This is a genomic window from bacterium (assembly GCA_023145965.1).
GTDB lineage: Bacteria > UBP14 > UBA6098 > UBA6098 > UBA6098 > UBA6098.
Map to the genome: position 1 here is coordinate 1 of JAGLDC010000007.1, position 24,853 is coordinate 24,853.

The window sequence follows — 24,853 nt, forward strand, 5'->3', positions numbered from 1 at the left end:
GAGCAGGATATTGGCAGGGTTCAGCCGTGTAATCTACCCTGTTGCTTTTTCGTGATATGAGCTGTGTTTATAATAAAATTATTTTCTTTCTCAATATCTTTTTAAACAATCTATTGGTAAAAATAAAGCCATATTAGATAATTCAAGTTGTATTGTTATTGCTCTAGGCTGTGTTAAATTTTCTCTTGCGTGTTAACTCGTAACTATTTAAATTCTTAAAGTTGTTTTAGCAATTACGATCATATAATTAAGGATGTATTATGATAACATATAATATTGTAAAGAAACTAAGCGAGCTAGAAGCCCTTGTCCTCGATGTCGATGGTGTTCTCACGCCGGGATCATTGGAGTATTTGGACGACGGAAATCAGGGTAAGTTTTTCGATGTTCGTGATGGTCTCGGTCTTGTTGCACTTACTGGACTTGGAATACAGCTCGCGATAATCACCGGTAAGAGTTCCGAGCTAGTGGAGCGAAGAGCATCGGAACTCAGAGTAAAAGACCTCTATCAAGGGTATTCTTATAAGGTGCCGGCGCTCGATGATTTTTTATCGAAACGCGGTCTAAAGGCCGACCGAGTCGGCTTTGTTGGTGATGATGTCATCGATATACCTGCAATGGAGAGGTGTGGTTTTAGCGCTTGTCCAGCTAATTCGGTATTTGCGGTGCGCAGGTTAGCTCATTGGACGACGCGCGCCTCTTCGGGACAAGGATGTCTTCGTGAACTTGCGGAGATGATCATCTCTGCAAAGACTGGTTGTTTTCCACCTGATAAGTTTCTCATCGACTGGGCCCGTGAACTGGAGATTCGTTGAAAAAAGGACCCTTTTATAGGCGATATATTCGACCAATTAAACATATGGTCGGTTATTGGATTGTTTCAACATTAGTTTTTTTCCTACGCGCATTTCCTCGTTCTATAGCTCTTTGGAAGGCTTCGATATTGGGTAATCTTTTTTATTTCATTCTGAAAAAAGACAGAAATATCGCCTTAAAAAACATAGCCATAGTTTTTCCTGACCTTTGTTATGAAGAGAAAAAAACTCTCGCGAGAGATTGTTTTCGTCAGACAGCTATGAACCTCGTAGATACAGTTAGGGCGAAATCTATAATCGAAAGCGAACCGCGCCTTTGGGAAATCGAAGGCGAAGAATACCTTCGCGATACAGCCAAAAAGCACAACGGCGCAATAGTCATCAGCGGACACATAGGATGTTTCGAGCTATTAGCCGGTATCTGGACAAAACTTGGTGTAGATGTCGCTGTTGTTGGTCGCAAGCTTTACGACGAGCGTATCGATAGGCTTCTTGTAAAACAGCGAGAAGACATGGGCGTGAAAAATATAGCCTCGGATGCACATCCCAAAAAGGTGCTATCGATGCTCAAATCCGGTTGTTTTATTGGAACTCTAATAGACACCAACACCAAGAGCGTCGATGGTCAGTCTGCGCCATTTTTTGGCCGCGAAGTTAGGACTATCTCAGCGCCTGCAGGGCTGACACGCCTTGCTGGGGCAGCCCTATTGCCTATGGCAATCTACAGAAAAAAGAAGAATCGCTTTGTTTTACGTGTTTGGCCACCGATTGAATCTCCCATGACTGGGGATAAACGGGAAGATATTCGTCAACTTCTTATAAAGGCCAATAGAGCTATCGAAACTATGATTCTTCATCAGCCCAACCAATGGATATGGTATCATGATCGGTTCGGCAAATAGCTTATAACAATACATAACAAGGACTTAGCTAAAAGTATTGCAATCGGCATGTATATTGCTTATAATTTACGTGTGACGACGCAAATTGGAGATATTTTGTTGAACCTAACCGATCGCATGTTTGTTTTTGTTTGTTTATCGATTGGATTTTTGTTTGTTGGGTGCTCACCGAATTACCAAGAATCATCTGATCCTGTTAAATCTCAGTCTGCCGATAGGATAATGCATAATGCGGATATAGAGATATCCCAAGCCGGCAAACCATCAGGACACCTCAAAGCGGATAGTCTCCTTTTCTTCGATAAAGAAGACCGAATATTTGGTTACAATATTACAGTCGATTTCTTCGATACTGATGGAGAGCTTAGCGGCAATCTCTCTGCTGATTCAGGCTGGATCGAGAATAAAAACCAACGGATCACCGTCTATAGCAATGTTTATGTAGTCACTCGGGAAGATGTTCGAATGTGGACCGATTCATTGGCTTATTACCCGGAGTTATCGAGAATTCGGACATCCGCCGGGGTCAAAATCGACAAGGACGGAGAATATATTACTGGGGAAGGCCTCGATTCCGACCTCGAATTCACGGATATTAGAATAACTAACAATGTTAGTGGAAGGCTCAAACAGGATTGATGGAAGATAAAGCACCAAATACTAGCATTCTCCGCGCTGAAAATCTCGTCAAAGTTTTTGGTAAACGTCGTGTGGTCGATGGTCTTTCTCTCGAAGTCAAACAGGGTGAGATAATTGGCCTTTTGGGCCCAAATGGTGCAGGCAAGACCACAACATTTTATATGATAGTTGGCCTGATTAAACAGGATGAAGGAAGTGTTTTTATCGATAAAATCCAGCTACAACGCATGCCTATGTACAGGCGTGCTAAGCTAGGTATAGGTTATCTTTCGCAGGAGCCTTCAGTATTCAGAAAATTAACGGTAGCTAAGAACCTCCGAGCGATATTGGAATTTACAAACCTTAGCAAAAAGCAACAGGCCGAAAGACTCGAAATATTACTCGACGAGTTGAAGATAGGGCATCTTAGGAATCAAAAAGCATATACACTTTCAGGCGGCGAAAGAAGACGAGTTGAAATTGCCAGGGCACTTGTTACCGAACCAAAATTCTTGCTTCTCGACGAACCATTTGCAGGTATCGATCCAATTGTTGTTGGAGATCTTCAAAATGTAGTGCGAGAACTTGCTCAAAAAGGTCTTGGAATACTGATAACCGATCATAATGTCAGTGAGGTGTTACGAATAGTCGATAGAGCTTACATTGTTTACGAGGGCAGCATACTTATATCGGGGAATGCGGAGACCCTAATAGCCGACCCTAAAGCTCGAGAGATTTATCTTGGGGAGAATTTTAAAGGATAAAATGCCAGATATTCGCCTTGAACAGAAGCTTTCTTTAAAACAGGTTTTAACCCCTCAGTTGATCCAAAGTCTTCAACTTCTCCAAATACCCAAGCTCGAGCTTGAGACTGAACTTAGAGCCGAACTTGAACAGAATCCGGTGTTGGATATAGCCGAGGAAGAATCTATATCCTCCGATCAGAACGATGGTGAGATCGAAGTCGATCGAGAACTCGATGATTGGGATAAATTTGCCGATGGTTTGAATCTTTACGGCACCCAACTCCCGGAGAATGACCCAGACGCAGAGGAAATAGATCCTTATTTTGGTGTGAGTAACGATGTAACTCTATATTCACATCTTCTTTCCCAGCTCTGTATTACAGTTAAATTGAAAAGGAAATACGATATCGGCGAGTTCATAATTGGCAATTTGGACGATCGCGGTTTCCTTCCCCTCGACAATGAAGCTATTTATGAGGCATTAATTGCAAATAATGTTGTTGAAGAGCCGACAATAGAAGAAATTTCTCTGATGGTCGATATAATACAAAGTTTTTCCCCTTCTGGTATAGCGGCGCACGATATTCGCGAGAGTTTCCTTATACAACTTGCTGGACGAGGCAAAGAAAGCTCCGCCGCATGGATTATGGTCAAGGATTATTTTCACGAATTGACATCGAAAAATGTTCCACAACTGGCTGATCTACTGGATATCCCGATCGCTAAAATTGAAGAGGCCATGAAGATTCTCAGCGGCTTAAGCTTTTCTCCCGGTGCGGATTTTGCGGGAACCTCTGTGGGGCGTATAGACCCCGATCTTATTGTTGAAAAAGTGCAAGGGCGTTGGATTGTCCGATATAACGGTGCTGGTATCCCCGAACTGAAAATAAATGCTGCATATCGAGCTATGCTAAAAAACAGGGACAGACTCGATCGTGAAACAAAGAGGTTTCTTTCTAAGAAGCTTAACTCCGCTCAATGGTGGATTAAAGCTCTCAGTCAGCGTAAAGATACAATGGTTCGCACAATGCGTGCTATTTTGCATCATCAATTCGCTTTTTTCGAGCAGGGACCGGCAAATCTCCTTCCCTTGAAAATGGAGGAGATCGCCGAGGAGGTAGATGTCCATCCTGCGACAATAAGCAGGGTAGTGCGTGATAAATATGTTCAAACGCCTTATGGAGCTTATGCTCTCCGACACTTTTTTGGAGGCGGACTTGCTACCGACACAGGCGAGGACATCGCGACGAACAATGTAAAAAACATCATTAAGTATATTATCGAAAAAGAGGATGTAGCCAAGCCTTTTGCGGATCAAAGGATCACAGAGCTTCTTAATGAAAAGGGGATTCAGATAGCGCGAAGGACTGTCGCTAAATATCGCGAGGAAATGGGTATTCCAACTGCTCGTATGAGGAAGAAAAGGAGAAAATAAGCATTATGAAACCGCAGTGGTTCGTCCGAGATATTCGTTCAACAGAGGATGGAAAGAATGTGCGACATCTTTTGGAATCTTTGGGGTTGAATACGGTCTGCCGCGAAGCCAACTGTCCGAACAGAAATTATTGTTTTAATGAAGGCACAGCTACTTTTTTAATTCTTGGCAAAAACTGCACTCGAGGCTGCCGTTTTTGCAATATTTCCAAGGGTGCTCCTGATCCGCTTGATCCTGACGAACCTAGAAAATTAGCTGAAGCCGCTTTTGGCATGGATTTAAAACATGTAGTTATCACTTCGGTAACTCGAGACGATTTACCCGATGGAGGTGCTGGGCATTTCGCACAAACCATAAAATGGATTCGGAAATTGTTGCCGCTAGCATCTGTAGAGCTTTTAATACCAGATTTTCAGGGTTCGGAACCAGCTTTAAGCACCGTTCTAAATTCCAAACCCGATGTTCTGAATCATAATGTAGAAACTGTAGAAGAGTTATATCCATTTGTTAGACCAGAGGCCGATTATGAAAGATCCCTTAATGTTTTAAAAGCGTCTTCTGACAGGGGGTTTATAACAAAAAGCGGTATAATGCTTGGGCTTGGAGAGAATATCGAGCAGATCGAAGAGACATTTGAAGACCTCGCTGATTCTGGTATAGGAATTCTTACTTTAGGGCAATACCTAGCGCCCTCAAAAAAGCACTATCCTGTGAAAAGATATATTCCACCCGATGAGTTTGCCTCACTGGCTGTATTGGCAAGGAAATACGGTATAAAAGAAGTTGTTTCCGGTCCTCTTGTAAGAAGCTCGTATAAAGCCGGGGAAACCTACGAAAAAATAAAAAAAGATAAACTTAAACTTTTAGAAAAACAAGGAGGAGACTAATGGAGCTCCGTATCACTGGAAGGCACTTCGATCTTACTCAGGAAATCAAAAACTACGCCGAGACGACAGTCTTGGGTCTGAATCGTTATTCCGAGAAGATACTTGATACGCATTTGGTTTTAGTGGTTGAGAAGCGTCGAAAAAAGGCTGAATTAACGCTCGGAGTTTATGGCCAACAATTGGTATCCCATGCAGAAACTGACGATTTGTATGTGAGTATCGACGAAGTAGTTGATAAGATGCAGCGCCAACTTAAAAAGTATAATGAAAAATTTAAAGAACACCGTGGTTTATCGGATGAAGAGAAGAAAATTTTTGCTGAAAAAATAACAGAAGAACTCCTTGAAGGACAAGACCAGATCAGATGACGGATTTGATTGTCAAGAAATTTTACGAAAAGAAAAAAGAAAGCTTTAAGCTCTCTTTGGTTGCAGGTACTGATGGTCTGAGCCGCAAGATACTAAGACCAGTTATTCAAAGGCCTTCGTTTCTTCTTGCCGGATATAGTGCTGGTTTCGCGGAAAAAAGGCTTCAGGTTCTCGGTAAAACAGAGATGACTTTTCTTGAAAGTCTTTCTGAGGAAGAAGCTAAAACGAGTTTTCGCCGACTTGCAGATTATCCCATTCCCGCTGTTATATTATCTAGGGGAATAGCTCCTAGTGACTACATGGTTCATATAGCCGACAAATATAATATCCCACTTATAGTATCCGGCTTAAGTACCGATGAGATTTTCAATCAAATCACCGTGTATCTTGATTTTGTGTTTTCACCTCAGATCAGAATACATGCAACCATGATGGATGTCTATGGGGTTGGTATTTTATATACCGGCCCAGCCGGTATCGGCAAATCTGAATGTGCGCTGGATCTTGTTGAAAGGGGACACAGGCTTATTGCCGACGATGTTGTCACCCTCCGAAGACGTGCAGGCGATGTTCTTATTGCCGCCGGCGCACCCGAAGCTGGACATCATATCGAGATACGCGGAGTCGGTATAGTGGATATCGAGAGGTTGTTTGGCGTTCGTGCCATCAGAATGCAGAAGCGCGTCGAGCTGGAGGTTCGTCTCGAGCTTTGGAACGACCTTCAAGATTACGAAAGACTGGGTATCGAGGAGACGCAAACTACGTATATCAGTGTCCAGATACCTAAAATTACAATACCCATCTCGCCCGGTAAGAATATCACAGCAATCAGCGAAGTCATTGCTATGAACCACATGCTCAAGGTTTATGGCCATCATCCAGCCAAGGAATTTGTGGCTCGTATGCAGGAGATGATTAAGCGCAAAGAGGGGCTTCATAAGTATTTGGAATCGGATTTCGAATGAAATCGGGTAAATAGGTCGTAATTTTGAACTTAAATAGCAGATGTAATAATTCAATCTTTGTGGTTTTAATGGCGTTAATAGCTATTACTTCGACAACGATTTGGTCTTCCTCTATATCCGCAAAAGGCAATGCTCTGCTGTGTGAAATACCTTTAGGAAGAGATTCTCTTTATGAGACAAATATTGTTGGAATTAATACGAGTGGCGATTCTACTCCTTTCGTTTTTTCAGTAGCACCCAACAATGAGAAATTTTATGAACCATTACAGAATATTGGTTGGTTAATAGCAGTTCCAGAAACACTATGGGCAAAACCAAACGGCCAAACTCAACCTCTTAAGATACTTACTAAATTCCCAGGAAATCCCCTTTTAACCAACAGGCATTTTTCAGCCTCCATTATAGTTCGGCAAGCATCTAAAGGCACCATTTCACTTGGAGTTGCGTTAAAAGTTAGACTCGAAACTGTGGCGAGCAGGTTAGTTCCCGAAAACCTAAATCGACTTGCGTTAATACCATCTAAGATTAGTTATAATGGTGATATCGACTCATTATATATTTTCAATGGAACAAAATTGGTCGATACGGTCGAAGTATATTGGACAGATCACCTCGGTAGAAAAAGGAATTCTGAAAAAGTTTTTCTTTTTCGAAGAATATTGTTGTGGGAATTACCTCTTCACACTATATTCTTGGAACCTAAATGCGGTGAATGGATATTTTTTAAAAAAAATATTTCTGAAATCGATTCACATGGTTATATTGTTTGCAATGGTAGAGAGAATTATATATATTCTAGGATAGGGGAATAATTTTAAAGCGGGAAATATATGGTTGAGATCAAGCTAAGGCAATTATTGGTTATACTGATTCTTACTTTTTCGACTCTCCTTTTTAGTGCAGGGCAAAGATTAGGAACCAGTGAGGATTTTTCATTTCTTCCTACCGATGCTATCGGTGAAGGCACTGGCGATGAGGCTTATATTTATAGTCTTTTTACGATGTGCCCACTCCAATTGGAATTATTGGATCCTACGGATACTGTTTGGAATGTTGATTTTGGTACTGCATGTTGGGGATGCTATGCAATGCATGATACAGGATTTGCTTTCAGGAATACCGGTTGCATTGGCGCAAATATTAAATTAGCTGTTGAGAGTGATATTTGGTCCAGTAGCACAACACCGCCAGCTAATCCCGGTTTCAATAAGTTCCTGCTCTGGGCTTTAGCGGTTAGAACCTGGCATACTTCTTATGACAATGATGATTTCTGGCTCGATTACGATACCAATCGCACAGTTTGTTTAATAGATACAGTTCCCAATTATGATAAGATTGCTTCCAACAGATTCTATAATTATTCTTGCGATGCTATTCCCCGTCTTGTGCCGCCCATGGACGCCACAGGGATGAATTTGCATCCCAGAAAAGATTTTATATTGCTATTACTTCTTCAGAGTCCGAATGCGATAGACCCTGAAGATACTTCCGTTACAATAATTTTGCATGTTGTAGCTGAGCCAATTGGAGGTTAAAAAATATTTATATTTAAATAAAAATTACTTGACTGAAAACGATAATCATCTTATTTTATTTAGTAATTGAGTATTTTGAGAATAATATATGCTTACCACTTTAAGGAGGTTCAAGCGGTATGAAAACCATGAGAAAGTTTTGGGGAACAATCGCAATAGCGATCGCCATTCTTGCTTTTACTGGGTCGGCCATTGCACAGACTGCTGTGATGGAGACTAGAGAAACGAGGACGGAGACTTCTCCGATAATTGATCGCGAAGATGTTACACCACTCGATTCAAGACCCGCTACACCGGTTATGACGCCGGCAGAAACGGCACCTTTGATGAGAACGCTCTCGGACGGCCACGGTCCAGCCCCAATTATTCCGGGTGAAGCTATGGATGTTGATTCGAGGGACATATATATTTATGTCACACTCTTAGCTCCAATCGGTCCAGACCCACCTGATACCGTTAAAATTATTAGCAAGAATTGCACCGATGGTAACGAAGCTGTCGAGTTTAAGACCGACCTCGGTCCTACCGGTTATTATGGCGATTTCTTCAATGTATATCGAGATACATTACCGCTTTTCTTTATGACTCAACTCGATACCACGCCAGCAAACAGAAACCTCATCGGCAGAACGGTAATTCGATTCTTCACCGATGATTTCGAAGGCACAACCGAGCTTCCGGATACTTTATGGCAGCATTATGAGGGTATGAGCAAGGGTGTTTGCGATACGTTGATCAACCTCTTCTATGCTTTCACCACGGTTGACACGGGTGCTTCGGCGCCGGATGGTTATTCGGAATCATCTTTCCCAAGCTGGTGTATGTGCGAATACGACCAATCATTTTATTATCATCTCACATACGGGAATACTAATTTCTGGTCGGTTCCAAATGCCGATGAGCGCTTTGTTAATTGCTCTGATTTAGATCCGATGGGTATTCGTCAGATCATGGAATGGGATGCAGTTTCACAAGTTCCAGTCGTTATAGCTTATAAGCATTCACTTTTCGGGTGGACTGATGCTCCACTTATGGTTGGCCATGTTTACGAAGTTAGTGGCGATTACGCGGCTATCGATGCTCGCGATGATGAATATGAGTATTTCCAGACTTACACACCTGGAATCATTCCTGAGACAGATTCTGTGTTCACTTTGGCTTACAGTCCTATATATGGTGGCAGAAATATCATTATGCTTCCGTTTAAGGCATCCATTGTAGAAGGCATAACAGATAGAGTTACACTGGAAGTTTCTATTGAAGAAGCGGGAAGTGCTCATGGTATAGAACTCAAGAGAATTGATGTTTGGAATGGTAGTTCATTTGTTTGGACGCAGATTGCTTATGAGCATTCATTATTTGGATGGTCTGAGAACCCGCATCTTAGGCCTGGAAAGGTATATTACATTTATCTTGAGACAACATCAGGAACAGTTTCCTTCACTTGGCCAATAACGTAATTCTTACTAATTAATGCAAATAAACTTATCGGAGGAATAATGAAAAAAATAATCTGCATGATGCTAATGTTGACAGCAATTCTCATTACGAATTCACTCGTCGCTGAAGTGCTAGAACCATGTGATGTTTGCACCAATCAGCTAATCGCGCTCCAGATCTATAATGATCCCTATTATCAAGGTGGAAGTCTGGTGTCGCCGTCAAGCACTTCTGATGATCTAAGTTGTTGTCCCGGGATGTTGGCCGATGGCGAAGTAGCTCACAGGGACTTTCCTGATACTTTGGCGTTTGGGAACACGATAGATTCGCTTATTACTCTATTTTCCAGCGATACGATTGTACCATATTCAACTTCTGCTACTTGGTGGCACCAAGATTTGTTTCCAGGAACTTCTATAGAGGTTCCTCCTCAAGTTCAGGAATGCTGCTGTGTAGATGGTATTTTTTGGAAAGCAAAGATGTTTGATGACGCTACATCGACTTGGTCTGAGTGGACAGATGTCCATCAAGCTGGACAGGGTAATACTTCTTTTGGTACAATTCTTGTAGCGGCAATTAGCACTGGTGCATTTAAACAACCCGGTTATGGCGGTAATATGTCTTTTGAGTGCAATGTCGATAGTGTTGCCATTTATGTTTGGGATTGTGCTAATGAACCTGGTATGGAAGGAACCCTTGGCGAATTTGCAGCTAAGGTTGCTACTTATCCCGATAATTCATCTATGGGTCTCGATACCTTGATTCTAAGGAGATGGGCAATCCCGACTGGTATTGATGAGAATCCAAAATTACCGCGCGAATATTTCATCTCGCAGAACACGCCGAACCCGTTCAACGCTACTACGGCTATCCAGTATGGTCTTCCAGAGGAAGCTGAAGTTCGCGTTGATGTTACAAATCTCCTTGGACAAAGGGTTGCTACTCTCGTTGACGAGAGGCAGTCTGCAGGATTTAAGCGCCTCATTTGGGATGGTCGCGACAATGTGGGTCACGAGCTACCGAGTGGAGTTTATTTCTATCAGATTAAGGCTAATAGCTTTATCGATAAGAAGCGCGCTATCTTGATGAAGTAAGAGATTATTACTTGACTATTAAAGAGGGAACTCAGTGTGGGTTCCCTTTTTTATTTTGTTATATTCGATTGGGGTTGTTATCCTGACCTGTAAATGATATATTAATTTATTATGAGAAATGTATTTATTACTATATTATTATTAGTCTCGACTTTTGCCGTGGCAGAATCTGTCCCTCTCATTACTATAGATGGTGCAATTAATCCCGTTAGTGCGAAATTTATATTGCGTAACCTCGAACAGGCGCAGGAAGAGGGCGCATCCTGTTTTATTATTTTATTAGATACGCCGGGCGGTCTTATGACCTCGACAGAAGACCTCACCCGTGCTATTATGTCATCAGATGTGCCGGTTGTTGTTTATGTGTATCCTCGCGGAGGACGAGCAGCAAGCGCGGGGGTATTTATTTCTTATTCATCACATATTGTGGCTATGACACCTGGAACTCGCATCGGTGCAGCTCATCCTGTTTCGATGATGGGCTCTGGTGGCAAATCGGACTCGACCGAGACCATGATGGAAAAAGTAGCCAACGATGCAGTAGCCAATGTCAGGGCCATGGCCTTGGAACGAGGTAGAAATCCCGATTGGCCGGAAAAGGCGGTTCGTAAATCCGAGAGTATTACCGCCGATAAAGCGCTAGAGTTGGGTGTTGTCGATCTTATTGCTGAGGATGTTGAGGATTTATTAATCAAGATCAACGGTTTGGCATATGGTCTAGAAAAGGAAGATACATTAAGGCTTAAAAAGCCTGTTGCAATCGAACGAAAGATGACCAATGTCGAGGACTTCCTATTCGTTATTTTGAACCCAAACATTGCATATATGTTGATGATGCTCGGAATGGTTGGAATTTATCTGGAACTTCAAAATCCGGGGGGAATACTACCGGGTGTCGTGGGGGCAATTTCGATATTACTTGCTCTTTATGCATTTCAAATACTACCTGTTAATTATGTAGGCATAGCCTTTTTAATATTGGCAGTCGCACTTTTTATTCTCGAAGCTAATACACCTACGTTTGGTCTTTTAACTACAGGAGGGGTTGTTTCGATGTTAGCTGGAAGTTTTCTTTTGACGAGCGGTAACGCTACGCTCTTCACTATATCGTGGTCAGTTATTTTACCAACAGTCGCGCTTGCGGCTATCATATCTATATTTGTTTTATGGAAGGCTGTAAAGGCGCGGATTTCCCAACCAAAAACTGGCAAAGAAGGCATGATCGGTTTAAAAGGTGTGGTTGTGGAGAAGGCTAGTCCAAATCTGAAGAATTCTTATATTGAGATTCACGGAGAGCTATGGGCGGCATTTGGCGAAGGCCTCAGTCTTGGGAACGAGGTTGTTGTGATCGCTATCGAATCCGGCAAACTTAAGGTGAAAAAAGTCTGATCGTTTTTCACTCTATATCTGTTCAAATTACCCAAAAAAGTGGATAGGCGCTTATCCTTATTGTGTTATGAAAAAAAACCCAATCAATATAGATTCTCTGCTTCCGTTAGTTCGAAGACCGGCTAGATATATTGGCGGAGAATTTGGTGCTATTAAAAAGAAAGAAGCTGAAGACTCGCTTCGATTTTGTCTTTGTTTTCCTGAAATCTACGAGGTTGGGATTTGCCATACTGGAGGATTAATTCTCTATAAGGCCGTGAATGATTATCCCAAGCTTGTTTGCGAGCGCGCCTACTGCCCGGCAAAAGATATGGACGAGATTCTAAGAGAAAAGAATATTCCACTTTTTTCAATTGAGTCCAAGATTTCACTTTCGGCTTTCAGGGTTGTGGGCTTTTCACTCGAATATGAGATGTCGTTTACTAATGTGCTTGAAATGCTCGATCTCGCTAATGTTCCAATCTATGCTGATAAGAGATCGGAGGAAGATCCGATAGTAATCGCTGGAGGGCCTTGCGTATTTCAGCCCGAACCGATAGCACCTTTTTTCGATCTAATTGTAATTGGCGACGGTGAGATTATTTTGCCTGAAATTCTCGAAAAAATCCGGGTTTCTAATCTAGATAGAAGAGCATTGCTTTCAGAATTATCTCAATTTGAGGGAGTATATGTTCCTTCGCTGTATCGAGAGATATTTCAAGGCTGCGAGTTTAAGGGATTCGAGCCTATTGACGCAGCCTTAAATAGACCCTTTCCTATAAAATCTATACAAGTATATAATTTCCAGGATTATAAACCACAGCCTATAGTTCCATGGGTAGAAGCAATCCATGATAGATTGAGTGTCGAGGTTATGCGAGGGTGTGGGCGTGGCTGTAGATTCTGCTCAGCTGGATGGATATATAGACCTGTTAGAGAGAAAGATCCCGATTTGATAATCGAAGAAACAACGGAACAAATTGCAAAAACTGGCTGGGAAGAAATTGGCCTACTCTCGCTTTCGGCAACAGATTATAGCGAAATTAGAACGGTTTTGAGTCGGTTAAGTCCTATTGCGGACAAAAAAATGCTCAGTATCTCGCTACCGTCAATTCGTCCGAATGAGATAGATGCCACCACTTTAACCGTGCTTTCAATGGTTCGAAAGTCATCCATGACTTTTGCCCCGGAAGCAGCTACAGAAAGACTCCGAAAGGTAATAAATAAGAGCATAGATATTGACGAGCTTCTAAAAACGATGGAGCTTATTTTTTCTCACGGTTGGAAAACAATAAAGCTTTATTTTATGGTAGGTCTTCCAACTGAAACAGAAGAAGATGTTCTGTCTATTGCGGATTTATGTATTAAATGTGATAATATTGCCAGAAAATACAGAGCTAAAATCAACGTATCGATATCGCCTTTTATACCTAAACCACACACGCCTTTTGCTTGGGAGGGACAGATTTCGGCAGGAGAGATTAAGCACCGCGTGGGTCTGGTGAAATCGGCTCTTTCCCGCAGGAAAATCAAGATAACAGGACGAGACTCATTTCTTTCGAGTATAGAAACAATACTTTCCCGAGCTGATAGACGCATTTCTAAGGTTATCGAAGAGGCATGGAAACTGGGTGGTGGTTTCGCTGCTTGGGATGAGAATAATGATGTTTATATTTGGAAAGAAGCATTCGAGAATACCGAATATGATTTTAATAAACAGCTTTTACCACTCGATCCAAATGAAGTAGCCCCTTGGGAACTCGTCTCTAAAGGCGTTCCTAAATCTTTCTTATTAAATGAAAGAGAAAAGGCTTATTCAACAAAATATTCACCGAGTTGCTTTGAGCGTGGAGGGTGTAATAATTGCGGTATATGTGACTTTTATACTCAGGATGAATCAACAAGACAAAAAGCCCATGTTCCCAAAATAACATCGGTCAATTCCGATTATGGAAGAAGGGTAAAAACTCGGAGGATCAAACCTATTGCTTCTAATCTCGTTCGAGTCAGATATTCTAAAACAGGAAATACCAGATGGTTAGGGCATCTCGACACAACACGGACTTTAATCCGCGCTATTCGTAGAGCAGAATGGGATATGGCATATTCAGAGGGACATCACAAACACCCAAAAATTGCCTTCGGACCTCCTCTTCCAACTGGTTATCAAAGCAGAGCGGAATTTATGGATATCGAGTTTGTTTCCTCCATTCCATCAATACATGATTTATCATCCAACCTCCCAAATGGAATGGAAATTATTAATGATGAAAGAATATTTAAAAAGGGCAGTAGCCTTTTTGATTCCATAGGTGCTGCACTCTATAGAGTCTTCCTTCCAGAAGATATCGCCGAGCGCTATACAGAATCACTGGAAAGCCTATTTTTAAGAGATGTGATACCATTCACCCGTAGGGGGAAAGAAATTGATATTAAACGATTCTATAAAGCGCATTCATTTGAAAAGGCAGATAATAATGGAGTTAATTTATTCCTTATATTGAATTGCAATTCACAAGGTTCCGGCAGACCGGATGAATATATTTCTTTTGTCGGTATCAAGCAGCCCTTTGCTCATGGAATAGAATATATTCGTGAAGAGCTTATGGTTGAACATGCAGATATTTACTTTGACCCCTTTGGAGGAAGGTGGGGAACTTGGGATGAATGGATTTTACATGAACATAATTAAAGGTCTTCCGGCTAGAATGTTAACCTATCGCGCCCTTTTGGCAGCCCATAGAGGTGCTGGATTGGAAGGCTATCTCGATAGGCTTCTCGCTCAGGAGGCATTATCCATTCAGGATAACGCCCTGGCCTATGCTATATGCATGGCAGTATATAGACATCTTTTCAAAATCGATCGAATAATTGATGAGTTTACACCGAGCAAAAAAATCGATGATGAAATAAGAATAATCTTGCAGATGGGCACTGCTCAATGGCTTTATTTTTCTAAAATACCTAGCCATGCAATCGTATCTACATCTGTTGATTTGGTCCGCAAGATTAAAAAGAGCAGCGCAACAGGCTTCGTAAATGCTGTTATGCGAAAGATAACTTCCTCTAAAATTTATAGTTTTGATTATGCGAACGATATCGAGAAAATAAGTGTGGAATACTCACATCCGAGATGGCTTATTGAAAGATGGATAAAAAGATACGGCATGGATTTCACGATCGCCTTGGTCGAAGCAAACAATGAAGAACCACCATTGACTATTCGAGTTAACACTCGTGCTTTGAATGTCGAAGATATGCAGAACCAGCTTCTTTCAGTGGGTATTGCAAATTCGGCCGATGAAGACTATCCCGAATATTTAACTATCGAAGAAAAACGAAATCCAGCGATGCTCCCCGGATTTACCCAAGGCCATTTCACAGTTCAAGATCCAGCTTTTGGCCTCCCGGTTTGGATTCTTGCCCCAAGACCTGGAGAAAAGGTGCTGGAAATCGGTTGTGCCCCCGGGGGTAAGCTTTCCCATCTTGCTGAGATTGCGGGAGGCGATATTGAGCTTCATGGTGTCGATATATCACCCGAAAGGATCGGTTTTACAAGTAATAATCTTGATCGTTTAGGGCTTCTCGAAGATGTTCATCTTCAAATTGCCGATGTTTTAGATCTTGATATGAAAGGGTATTATGATGCTATATTGCTTGATGTGCCGTGTTCTTCTCTTGGTGTAATTCGTCGTCACCCGGAGATAAGATATAATAGAAAACCCGATGATATTGAAAGTTTGGCAATTCTTCAACACAAACTCATCGATAAGGCAGTATCGCTCTTAGCGCCAAGGGGTAGGCTTATTTATTGTTCTTGCTCGACAGAGCCACAGGAGGGTGAGGACCATTTTTCTGTGTTACCTGCTGGCATGAGATTTAAAAAGATAATATCTGGTATTCCGTCAAAATATAAAGAGGGTGATTTTGTCCGAACTTGGCCGCAAAGAGATAATCTCGATGGCGCTTTCATCGCGTCGGTCGAACTAGAAAGCTAAGTGTGCTTTCTGTTTTCCCTGTCTTTTTCAGCCTCTAATTCGCTGAATATGCATCCACACCAACGCTGGCGATAGAGCCCCATTTTCTTGCTTTCCGTAATACCTTTTCCCCATAAGGGTCTGAAATCTCGATATAGAAAGGTAATGCCATGTTTTGTGGCGGCGCTTTCTGCTGTTGAGATTATCGCCGAGTGATCTTGATATTTAGAATAAAGAAGTGTAGTGGTGAAAGCAGAAAAGCCCTCTTTTTTTGCTATTTTTGCTGTTTTTTCGAGTCGTTCGGAATAACAAAATTCGCACCTCTTACCCTTATCGAAACCCTCTAGAAGAAGCTTAAGGTTATCGTTTAGCAGATATTTATCTTCATATATTACCGGTAGATCGACAGCTTCTGCAAATTGCACTACAACTGAGCGCCTTTTTTTCCATTCGCCATATGGATGTATCGATGGATTGAACCATAAACCAGCAACGTCAAAATCCTCCTCTCGGAGGTTTTTAACACACATGACAGCACAGGGGGCACAACAAATATGAAGCAAGACTTTCATTGTATTTCTTCTATAAATTCCTCGAACAGAACCTCTTAAGGTTTTTGTTTTCGGTCTTTATTTTTGGATGGCAATTAGTTTATTTTATTGGGATTCTGCAACTTTACTTCGTTTCAGTTTATGACAATAGACCCTCGATTATCAAATCGACTGCTTCATCCTCGGAAAGACCCCTAGACAACAGAGTTTCGAGCTGTTTATTATCGACACTGCCAATAGCGGCTTCGTGTGTAACATGGGCTTTTGCGTTCTTAACCTCGACAATTGGCACTGCCTTGGCAGTTGCGTCATCTTGGACTATTTCTTTGCAATCGACATGGCCACGCGCATAAGGTGCATCGGCAATGAGGACGTTGTATATTTCGGCGCGTGCCCGATCTCGAACCGCTATTCGTGAATTTAAGACTCCCACCGCGTGTTCGCCTAAAAGATACGCAGATTCTTTTATCTTTATTATATCGTCGCCTTTGCCGCTTATCTTAGATGTCATCTCCATGGTGCTACCTGCTGCCACGGTGGTTTCATAATCGATGTCGATTAAACCAACACGCCCTTTGATTAATTCGAAATCCGTTTTGAAACGGGCATTTTCTGCAAGCTTAACCCTCGCTTTAGGAATTACTGTAATTCCCCCGAGAGGGCTGTGTATATGACGCTCGAGATATCGATATTCTGCGCCATTTTCGACTACAATTTCAGCATCCATAATATGCTTGACATCGACTGAGGATGGAAAAACGCAATGCGCGAATATGTTGATCTTTGCTCCTTCGCCGACTCGCACATTCATCCTAATGTGCTGCAGTGCGTATTCATGAAGAACACCGAAACATAAATGCACCGGTTTTTCGATAACGACCCCATTGAGAACATTCATAACCACGCGAACGCCGTCACTCATCTCTTCTGTGTAAACCTTAAGGCCTTTAACGAGTTTGCTGTCGGTGACTTTATTAAGGTTTATCGTTAAACGAGGCGCGGTTGGATCATGCATGAGGTTTTCCAAACCAGCTGCTGAATAAAGTTTTTTGGCGTCCATACTCATTTCCCTCCATTGAAGCTTGGGTGGTTTTTATGGTCGCAGGGAATGCACTGATGCGAGAAATATTTCGTTATTTTTGAAATATCGCCTTTGTCAACTATCTTGCCGCAACATATAAGAAATGCATTTTCAGCATGGCTTAAAACCTCCATGCTGTGCGTAATAAGGATAACTGTAGCACCTATCTCTTTCAGATATTTAAGGGATTCAAAAATCCGATTGAGTGAAGCAACATCGATTCCGGAATCGGGTTCATCGAGCATCACAAGTTTCGGTTTCATAGCGAGTATCGAAGCAAGCTCGATTTTCTTTCGTTCACCACCACTGAGTGTTTTATCGACAGCACGATTCAAATACTCGTCGGGATTGATTCCAACCTTGTCGAGAACGGAAGAAACCGCCTTTGGTGATTTATCCTTTGCGGAGGCTTTAATGAAGGCGCTAACCCTCATGCCCTCATATCGAGCCGGTTCTTGCCAAGCGAGTGTGATCCCGAGGCGCGCACGCTCGTCTATCGGCATGTTTTTTATAGACTTGCCCATAAATTGAATATCACCGGAAAAATGGCGATAGCCTTCGAGGCCCATAATAGTGAATGCTGTTGTTGATTTGCCGGCACCGTTTGGCCCGACCAAAGCATGAATATGGCCATCCCAGAAATCGATATTTAAACCGTCTAGAATTTTACTTCCACCGAGTTCGAGAGTTACATCTTTAATAATTAATTTGCCCATTATTTATCTTTTAACTCCTTAAGTTTAGAAAGCACCGCCTCTGCGTGTCCTTGAACCTTAACTTTGAGCCAATGGTAGGCGATTACTCCATTAGCGTCTATCAAGAGCGTGCTTCTCACTACACCGTGGTATTCTCTTCCGAAGTTTTTCTTGAGTTGCCATGCTCCATATTTTTCTATAACCTCGTGCGATGGATCGGAGAGAAGTAGAATAGATAATTCCTGTTTTTCGATAAATCTTGCGTGGCTTTGAGGTGAGTCAGGACTTATCCCGATAATCGAAGCCCCATTTTCCTCGAATTCCGGTTTCAGGGCACTGAATGCTTGGGCTTCTTTGGTGCAACCAGAAGTGTTGTCCTTAGGATAGAAGTAAAGAGCAATCCATTTTCCGTGGAACTCTGAGAGAGAATGCTCTTTGCTGTTAGCTGAAAGAAGTTGAAATTCAGGAGCAGGATTGCCGATTAATTTGTTTTTATTTTCCAACGTTATTCGACCTTACTATCGTTTTATATATTGTGAGGCATTTGGCTATTTTCAGAAGGTTTGTAGCCAATTCTATCGAAAGGATTGACTACTGAAGATGCTATGTTCTTGAGGTGTGCGCTTATTCTCTTCAGATACCTAGCGGCTAGAGCGACAAGAACACGTTGATTACATGTTAGCGTCAGATCGAGTTCCTCTTCTTGTATCATTTCAGCGATAATATTTTCGCATAGTTTTGAGTTAATTTGATGGATAGCCATCACCTCATGTGCGGTATTTGAATCTGCAATTTCGAATGCTTCTAGAGTTTTATCGAACATTTTGTCAACATTGCTGTTAACCGTGCGAAGTTGGTCTATGATCGGCGCAAAAGAAAACTGACGGCCATAGAGTCCCCATAACTCGAAAAAGTTTTTTGAATAATCACCTAGTCGCTCGATATCGACGGCAATAGTCGTAAGAACTAATGCTGCTGTTGTATCTTGTTTTCTTGAGATCGAAAGGTGTTCCAGAACTTTTTTTCTTGTGTCGATCTCGTATTTATTAATGAGTTTATCAGTTTCATATATCATATTTTTATCAGCTGATTCTCCAAGGAAAAGTGGGGCAGCGGCTCTTGTGAAAAACTCCTTTGCTATTTGTAGCATTTCAGATGTTTCCTTAAAGGCCTGCCGTAAAAGGTCATCATTGTTCCAGAGAGATAAAAGTTGCTTAAACATTTAAAATCCTTTCGTTAGGAATATTAAAAGTAATGGTATTCCGTAAAATAATAGGCAGATATATATAAGTGCAAAACCCCTTTTCTTCGTTACATAACTGGCTATAAACTTCGCCAAAGAAATTGGTATTTTACGAAGAGGATACCAAATAGCCATTCCTGAGAGGTTAAAAAGAAGATGGACAAAGGATGTAGCGATGGCGACAGGGCTTTGTGTGACAAGCGCGGCAAGAAGAGCTGTAATTGTTGTTCCGATATTGGAACCGATTGTATATGGGAAAACCTGCTCTAAAGACAATATGCCGGCCCCTACCAGGGGCACCGCTAGGGATGTAACCACCGAGCTCGACTGAATTATTGCTGTAAGTAACATACCGATAACAAGGCTTCTTAGAGGTTTGGCAAATAGATAGTTATGCAGTAAACGTTCTATCTTGCCAATAACGAGAGATTTCATTGCTTTAACTAGTTGAGTTAAAGCAACGAAAAGGAATGCAAAAGCTAAGACAAGGCCTAAAATACCTGCTAGTTTTGCATTGGATATGGAACCTGCGATTAAAGATAGAATAAATTCAGCCAGAGGAGAAACTAACACTTTCAGGGGACTAGCAATTTTAAAACCGCCAACACCGCAAAATATTCCGGATAGAAAAATAGCTGATTTTTCGAGGTAATGAGTGAAACTTTCGAGTGGCAAAAAGATTAAAACCGAAAGCATATTAAACACATCATGGATTATTGCGCCGGAAAATGCTCTTCTAAACTCGGTCGGTCTGGTTATATGGGCTAGGGAAACAAGCGAGTTTGTGACTGTGGTTCCTATGTTTGCCCCCATTATTATTGGGATAGCTCCCCGAATTGGCACAACTCCAGCTGCCACCATGCCCACTACAACAGAGGTTGTGCATGAGGAACTCTGCACAAGGCTAGTTGCCAATATCCCAATAAATAAACCGATAAGTGGATTGGAGGTTAAAGTGAATAGTCTCGAGGCAAAATCACTCCCGAACATCTTGAATGAGCATGACATCATCTCGATACTTACTAGAAATAAATATAAAAAGACAAATAATCCGACAACCTTCGATGTCGTAATTAATTTCTCTTTTAATTTTACGTCCAATTTAGCCCTTTCGGGTTATTTTTTTTCGAGCAGGACAGTGTCTTCATGAGTATATCTCGGAGTGCACATACAAAGGAAGACCAGTGGTGTATTGCTGGTGTTTTTAATCCTATGCGGCACGCCCGGGAGGTTGGCTATAGCATCACCTTTTTTTACTGGTTGTTGTTCGTTATTTATCTCCATCAACCCTTTGCCCTCGAGAATATAATATATTTCCTCCGAGGTTTTGTGAATATGGATTATAGTTGAATCGCCTGGATATACGATGGCTTCGGCTAGCGATTGGCGTTCAATGTTGCTATTAGCTGGAGACATTATCTCCCTAATTTCACTTTTATCTTTAGTGATAAAAGCCTCGATATCGTTTCTATTTATAACGAACATTTACACTCCTCTGAAGGCTGTCACGATTCGTGCTACGCCCTTCGGACGCACGAATCCTCACCTCGACACCAATTCTTCTCCCGCGCCAGCTTATTATTTTACTTCAATGACATATGGCATAAGATAGAGCGCTTCGTAATCTTCGAACGGAAAGATTGGTGCTTTTTTCAATTCATTCAGAACGGGCATTTGTTTGACCATGCTATCGAACATATTATCGACCATAGAGCTGGTTCCCGGAAGGAACCACAGTTCGAGGTTTTTTTCATCTGCGCCGGATTCTTGAACAATGTAATCCAGTGCATCGAGGAAACCACCCAAGGAATCCACAAGTCCTACCTCGTGGGCACGTTCGCCTGTCCACACGCGTCCTCGACCGAGAACATCTACGCTATCGACAGGAATTTCACGGCTATCTGCGACCCAATCCTTGAATATGTCGTAGAATCTAAGCGAACCACTTTGGATGCGTTCGCGTTGTTGAGTCGAGAATGTATCTGTTGAGGAATAGATGCCTGAATTTTGGCCTCGTTCGAATGTTGTTGTCGATATTCCGATTTTATCGTAAAGCCCGCCTAAAGCGAATTTCCCGGAAATGACTCCTATTGAGCCTGTTATTGTAACATTGTCGGCAAATATTTTCTTTGCTGGCATGGAAACGAGGTAGCCACCACTAGCGGCTGCATTACCCATGCTTACGACAAGAGGTTTTTTCTCTGCGGCATCGGTGAGGGCATGCGCCATAAGGTCGCTAGCTAGCGCGCTTCCTCCTCCGGAATTTACGCGTAGTAAAATGCCTTTTACAGATCTATTCTTCTTTGCAGCATTGACTGCCGCGATAATTTCCGTTTCTCCAACATTGGATCCTCCAAGAAGTCCACCGGACCCACCTTTTCCTTTAATAATATTACCTTCTATAACTATAACAGCTATTCGATCGGGTTCACCCCACTCCATTTTGCGATATTCTTGCATAGCGAAAATGCCGAATGGTTGTGGTTTGAGGTCTTTTTCTTTCTTGATAAATTTCTCAAACTGGTCGAAATACATAAGCGAATCGATGAGGCCTAGCGAGTCTGATTCTAGGTCGTTATATGGCCCATTATCGACAAGCTCTTTCGCTTTTTCAATTGTAATTCCGCGACTTTCGGCTATGCCAGAGAGGAATTCCTTGTTGTAAGAATCTAGAAGCTCGTTTATGTTTTGTGCGGCATATTCTGAAGGTTCACTTCTGGTAAACATCTCCATAGCGGACTTGTATTCGCCAATATTAACGAAATCAGGTTCGACACCTATCTTTTCAAATGTCCCCTTGAAAAACTTCATCTCGGCGCGAAGACCTAGAATGCCTATGCCGTTTCCAGATGGTGGAACAGCGATGAAATTAGCTACACTAGCGAGATAATAAGACAGGTTACCAAGATTGTCCGCATAGATATATATCTCTTTGCCATTAGCTTTAAATTCTTCGAATATATTCCTCAACTCCTCAGCCTGAGCGAAATCGAAACTAGGGGATTTATAACGAATAATAAGCGCCGATATCTGGTCATCTTCGGAGGCGCGCTGTATAGTCCTTAGAAGGTTAGCGAAGGTCTTTTTCTTGCCTTTAAAAATTCCTGACTGCGCCTTTTCGGCGTATTCGCCGTTTAGATCCAGACGAAGAGGATAACTGGGTAGCTTAAAAAGACTAGGCAAGCGTTTGGAACTTGCTAAGGAATATATAGTGTATTCTGACCATTCATCGTCGATTCCGCTGGAGGCCACAGCTCCAACGCCGCCGAATGGGTTATCTATTCGGATTCCAGCGGATATTTCATCTACAGTCTCGCCAAGAATGTCTTCACCCAGATAGTCATATCTACCGAAAAAGCGAATGCCGTCCAGAAGGTGAAGCTCTCCACCGACACCCCACCCCAGGTCTTCCCAATCGACATTGTTCTGTTTAAGCATATCGCCAAAGATGGTAACGCGCCATGTTTTTGGTCGCAATGCCAAACCAAGCCTATGGCCTTTCATTGCCTGAGTGTTTTCATAGGTCCAACCCGCAGAGACAAAATCCCACGGACGAACAATAGCACCAAATATCCATCCGTTACGCCAACCTTCGCCCCATGCGTCGGATGATGTCCATGTGCGTAGATAGCCCAATCCGAATGTGCGTTCACCTAGGCCTGCTCCTAGCGTCCAACGTTTCATGCCTACTATATTTTCGTATCCGCCACCGAGGCCATTCAAGTTGAAAAGAATACCGTGTGTGTTCTCTATGTTTAAAGCAGAACTAGAGTCACTAGAAAAACTCCCGAATATCGCTGATTCGGCGCCATGGTCGAGGCCAAGATATCCGGGATTAGTATGCATTCCCATGGGGTCGTCAATTGCGGCTGTTCCCCAATAAACGCCCTGCGCCACACAAAATCCCGCTAGTGCTAAAAGTATAAGCGCGCGGTTAAACGGTCTATTCATTCTCACTCCTTATTATTGTTTAACTAATTCCACTATCAAAATATCGGTTTTATTTATGATTTTCTGGAATTCTCCAAGATATCTTCTCTTTTATCTGCACAATCGGTGGGATTGTCGCAGGCTCAGTGTTTCTTCATCCTTTCATCGGGAAAACATGATATCGAGCATATGCATAAAAGGCAATAGCAAAATCGTTATCGTTCATTTCGATAAAGCGTTTGAGCCATGAAGGATACATCTCGAAAAAGCCTTTGTCATTAGCTCGTATAGAATCTCCATAATTTGATTTTTTGCTAAATTCCTTGTGCAAATATACAGAATTATCACCACTCTAAATTACGATTTTCCCATGTCTTGCGCAATGACAATTGAGATTTACCGCTACTGGAAGAGAAGCAATATGGCATGGATAGACTTCTATGAAAACATCGAGTGCGGTGGTTTTTCCTCCCATACCCATAGGCCCCACTCCGGTTTCGTTTATTTCAGACAATAAAGTATTTTCTAAATCAGCGTAAAACGGATTTTTGTTTCTTTGTCCTATATCTCTGAGGAGGGCTTTTTTTGCGAGAAAAGCGCATTTTTCAAATGTGCCACCGATTCCGACTCCAACAATTACAGGTGGACATGGATTCCCTCCGGCTTGGATAACAGAATGTAAAACGAATTTCCTCACGCCATCGATACCGTCGGCGGGTTTAAGCATGGCGATTCGGCTCATATTCTCACTTCCGCCACCCTTAGGAGCATATATAATTTCGATTCTATTACCTTCGACAATCTCAAGCCAAATTATTGGCGGTGTGTTATCGCCGGTATTCGATGCGCGGTCTAATGGGTCTCTGACAATTGATTTTCTCAGATAACCATTAAGATGCCCTTTGGATACCCCCTCTGCAATTGCAGAATATATATCTCCGTCTGCAATTTCGACTTCTCTCCCAAGCTTAACAAAAAAAACAGAAAAACCGGTGTCCTGACAAAGGGGGGAATTTTCAACAGATGCAAGTTGGGCATTTTGGATTATCTGTTCGAGAGTCCAAATTGCGATAGGATTGTCTTCGTGATTATAGCAGTCTTCGATTCGCTTAAGAACATCACATGGAAGATTTGCGCAAACAGAAATACATAAACGCTCGACGGCTTCAACAACCTTAGAGGCATGAATCGAGCGCATAATTT

25 protein-coding genes are annotated in these 24,853 nt (G+C 42.1%); 15 read left to right on the plus strand and 10 right to left on the minus strand.

Annotated elements, in window-relative coordinates; translation table 11 throughout:
* The first annotated feature begins 260 nt into the window (after positions 1 to 260).
* From KAH81_00635 to KAH81_00705, 15 genes are all read left to right on the plus strand, one after another.
* Positions 261 to 815 (plus strand): HAD-IIIA family hydrolase, encoded by a 555-nt coding sequence (locus tag KAH81_00635; protein MCK5832155.1) that lies wholly within the window; start codon positions 261 to 263, stop codon positions 813 to 815.
* The gene (locus KAH81_00640) at positions 812 to 1,717 is read left to right on the plus strand and encodes a hypothetical protein (GenBank protein MCK5832156.1); all 906 of its coding nucleotides are present in this window, start codon (positions 812 to 814) and stop codon (positions 1,715 to 1,717) included. The genes KAH81_00635 and KAH81_00640 overlap by 4 nt, the downstream gene beginning before the upstream one ends.
* Before the next feature lie 72 nt (positions 1,718 to 1,789).
* Complete coding sequence (lptC, locus tag KAH81_00645; GenBank protein ID MCK5832157.1) at positions 1,790 to 2,356, plus strand: LPS export ABC transporter periplasmic protein LptC; 567 nt, start codon at positions 1,790 to 1,792, stop codon at positions 2,354 to 2,356.
* Positions 2,356 to 3,099 (plus strand): LPS export ABC transporter ATP-binding protein, encoded by a 744-nt coding sequence (gene lptB / locus KAH81_00650; protein MCK5832158.1) that lies wholly within the window; start codon positions 2,356 to 2,358, stop codon positions 3,097 to 3,099. The genes lptC and lptB overlap by 1 nt, the downstream gene beginning before the upstream one ends.
* Position 3,100: 1 nt before the next feature.
* Entirely contained in the window at positions 3,101 to 4,516 is a 1,416-nt protein-coding gene (rpoN, locus tag KAH81_00655; protein ID MCK5832159.1) for an RNA polymerase factor sigma-54, read from the plus strand.
* Between the two features lie 5 nt (positions 4,517 to 4,521).
* Positions 4,522 to 5,403 (plus strand): lipoyl synthase, encoded by an 882-nt coding sequence (lipA, locus tag KAH81_00660; protein MCK5832160.1) that lies wholly within the window; start codon positions 4,522 to 4,524, stop codon positions 5,401 to 5,403.
* Positions 5,403 to 5,771, plus strand: a complete 369-nt coding sequence (gene raiA / locus KAH81_00665; protein MCK5832161.1) for a ribosome-associated translation inhibitor RaiA — start codon at positions 5,403 to 5,405, stop codon at positions 5,769 to 5,771. The genes lipA and raiA overlap by 1 nt, the downstream gene beginning before the upstream one ends.
* The gene (gene hprK, locus KAH81_00670; protein MCK5832162.1) at positions 5,768 to 6,736 is read left to right on the plus strand and encodes an HPr(Ser) kinase/phosphatase; all 969 of its coding nucleotides are present in this window, start codon (positions 5,768 to 5,770) and stop codon (positions 6,734 to 6,736) included. Before raiA ends, hprK begins: the two co-directional genes overlap by 4 nt.
* Before the next feature lie 68 nt (positions 6,737 to 6,804).
* Positions 6,805 to 7,548, plus strand: a complete 744-nt coding sequence (locus tag KAH81_00675; GenBank protein MCK5832163.1) for a hypothetical protein — start codon at positions 6,805 to 6,807, stop codon at positions 7,546 to 7,548.
* 18 nt (positions 7,549 to 7,566) lie between these two features.
* Entirely contained in the window at positions 7,567 to 8,271 is a 705-nt protein-coding gene (locus KAH81_00680) for a hypothetical protein (protein ID MCK5832164.1), read from the plus strand.
* A gap of 119 nt (positions 8,272 to 8,390) precedes the next feature.
* Entirely contained in the window at positions 8,391 to 9,731 is a 1,341-nt protein-coding gene (locus KAH81_00685; GenBank protein ID MCK5832165.1) for a hypothetical protein, read from the plus strand.
* 39 nt (positions 9,732 to 9,770) lie between these two features.
* Complete coding sequence (locus KAH81_00690; GenBank protein ID MCK5832166.1) at positions 9,771 to 10,805, plus strand: T9SS type A sorting domain-containing protein; 1,035 nt, start codon at positions 9,771 to 9,773, stop codon at positions 10,803 to 10,805.
* 111 nt (positions 10,806 to 10,916) lie between these two features.
* Positions 10,917 to 12,194, plus strand: coding sequence for a nodulation protein NfeD (locus KAH81_00695; protein ID MCK5832167.1), 1,278 nt, complete (start codon positions 10,917 to 10,919; stop codon positions 12,192 to 12,194).
* Between the two features lie 67 nt (positions 12,195 to 12,261).
* Entirely contained in the window at positions 12,262 to 14,865 is a 2,604-nt protein-coding gene (locus tag KAH81_00700; GenBank protein MCK5832168.1) for a TIGR03960 family B12-binding radical SAM protein, read from the plus strand.
* Positions 14,852 to 16,171 (plus strand): methyltransferase domain-containing protein, encoded by a 1,320-nt coding sequence (locus KAH81_00705; protein ID MCK5832169.1) that lies wholly within the window; start codon positions 14,852 to 14,854, stop codon positions 16,169 to 16,171. Before KAH81_00700 ends, KAH81_00705 begins: the two co-directional genes overlap by 14 nt.
* Here the strand turns inward: KAH81_00705 and KAH81_00710 are convergent.
* From KAH81_00710 to KAH81_00755, 10 genes are all read right to left on the minus strand, one after another.
* Positions 16,168 to 16,722, minus strand: a complete 555-nt coding sequence (locus KAH81_00710) for an epoxyqueuosine reductase QueH (GenBank protein ID MCK5832170.1) — start codon at positions 16,720 to 16,722, stop codon at positions 16,168 to 16,170. The genes KAH81_00705 and KAH81_00710 overlap by 4 nt on opposite strands.
* 118 nt (positions 16,723 to 16,840) lie before the next feature.
* Complete coding sequence (locus KAH81_00715; GenBank protein ID MCK5832171.1) at positions 16,841 to 17,761, minus strand: SufD family Fe-S cluster assembly protein; 921 nt, start codon at positions 17,759 to 17,761, stop codon at positions 16,841 to 16,843.
* A gap of 2 nt (positions 17,762 to 17,763) precedes the next feature.
* Positions 17,764 to 18,498 carry an ABC transporter ATP-binding protein gene (locus tag KAH81_00720; protein ID MCK5832172.1) on the minus strand — a complete coding sequence of 245 codons (735 nt, stop codon included), beginning with the start codon at positions 18,496 to 18,498 and terminating at the stop codon, positions 17,764 to 17,766.
* Positions 18,498 to 18,980, minus strand: coding sequence for a peroxiredoxin (locus KAH81_00725; protein ID MCK5832173.1), 483 nt, complete (start codon positions 18,978 to 18,980; stop codon positions 18,498 to 18,500). The genes KAH81_00720 and KAH81_00725 overlap by 1 nt, the downstream gene beginning before the upstream one ends.
* Before the next feature lie 23 nt (positions 18,981 to 19,003).
* Positions 19,004 to 19,699 (minus strand): hypothetical protein, encoded by a 696-nt coding sequence (locus tag KAH81_00730; protein ID MCK5832174.1) that lies wholly within the window; start codon positions 19,697 to 19,699, stop codon positions 19,004 to 19,006.
* The gene (locus tag KAH81_00735; protein MCK5832175.1) at positions 19,700 to 20,821 is read right to left on the minus strand and encodes a Na/Pi symporter; all 1,122 of its coding nucleotides are present in this window, start codon (positions 20,819 to 20,821) and stop codon (positions 19,700 to 19,702) included.
* A gap of 15 nt (positions 20,822 to 20,836) precedes the next feature.
* Complete coding sequence (locus KAH81_00740; protein MCK5832176.1) at positions 20,837 to 21,205, minus strand: cupin domain-containing protein; 369 nt, start codon at positions 21,203 to 21,205, stop codon at positions 20,837 to 20,839.
* A 93-nt stretch (positions 21,206 to 21,298) separates the two neighbouring features.
* Positions 21,299 to 23,671 (minus strand): S49 family peptidase, encoded by a 2,373-nt coding sequence (locus tag KAH81_00745; protein MCK5832177.1) that lies wholly within the window; start codon positions 23,669 to 23,671, stop codon positions 21,299 to 21,301.
* Between the two features lie 133 nt (positions 23,672 to 23,804).
* On the minus strand, positions 23,805 to 23,981 hold the full coding sequence (locus KAH81_00750) for a hypothetical protein (protein ID MCK5832178.1): 177 nt from the start codon (positions 23,979 to 23,981) through the stop codon (positions 23,805 to 23,807).
* A 21-nt stretch (positions 23,982 to 24,002) separates the two neighbouring features.
* Positions 24,003 to 24,848: a fumarate hydratase gene (locus KAH81_00755; GenBank protein MCK5832179.1), complete on the minus strand. Its 846-nt coding sequence runs from the start codon at positions 24,846 to 24,848 to the stop codon at positions 24,003 to 24,005.
* Positions 24,849 to 24,853 lie beyond the last annotated feature (5 nt).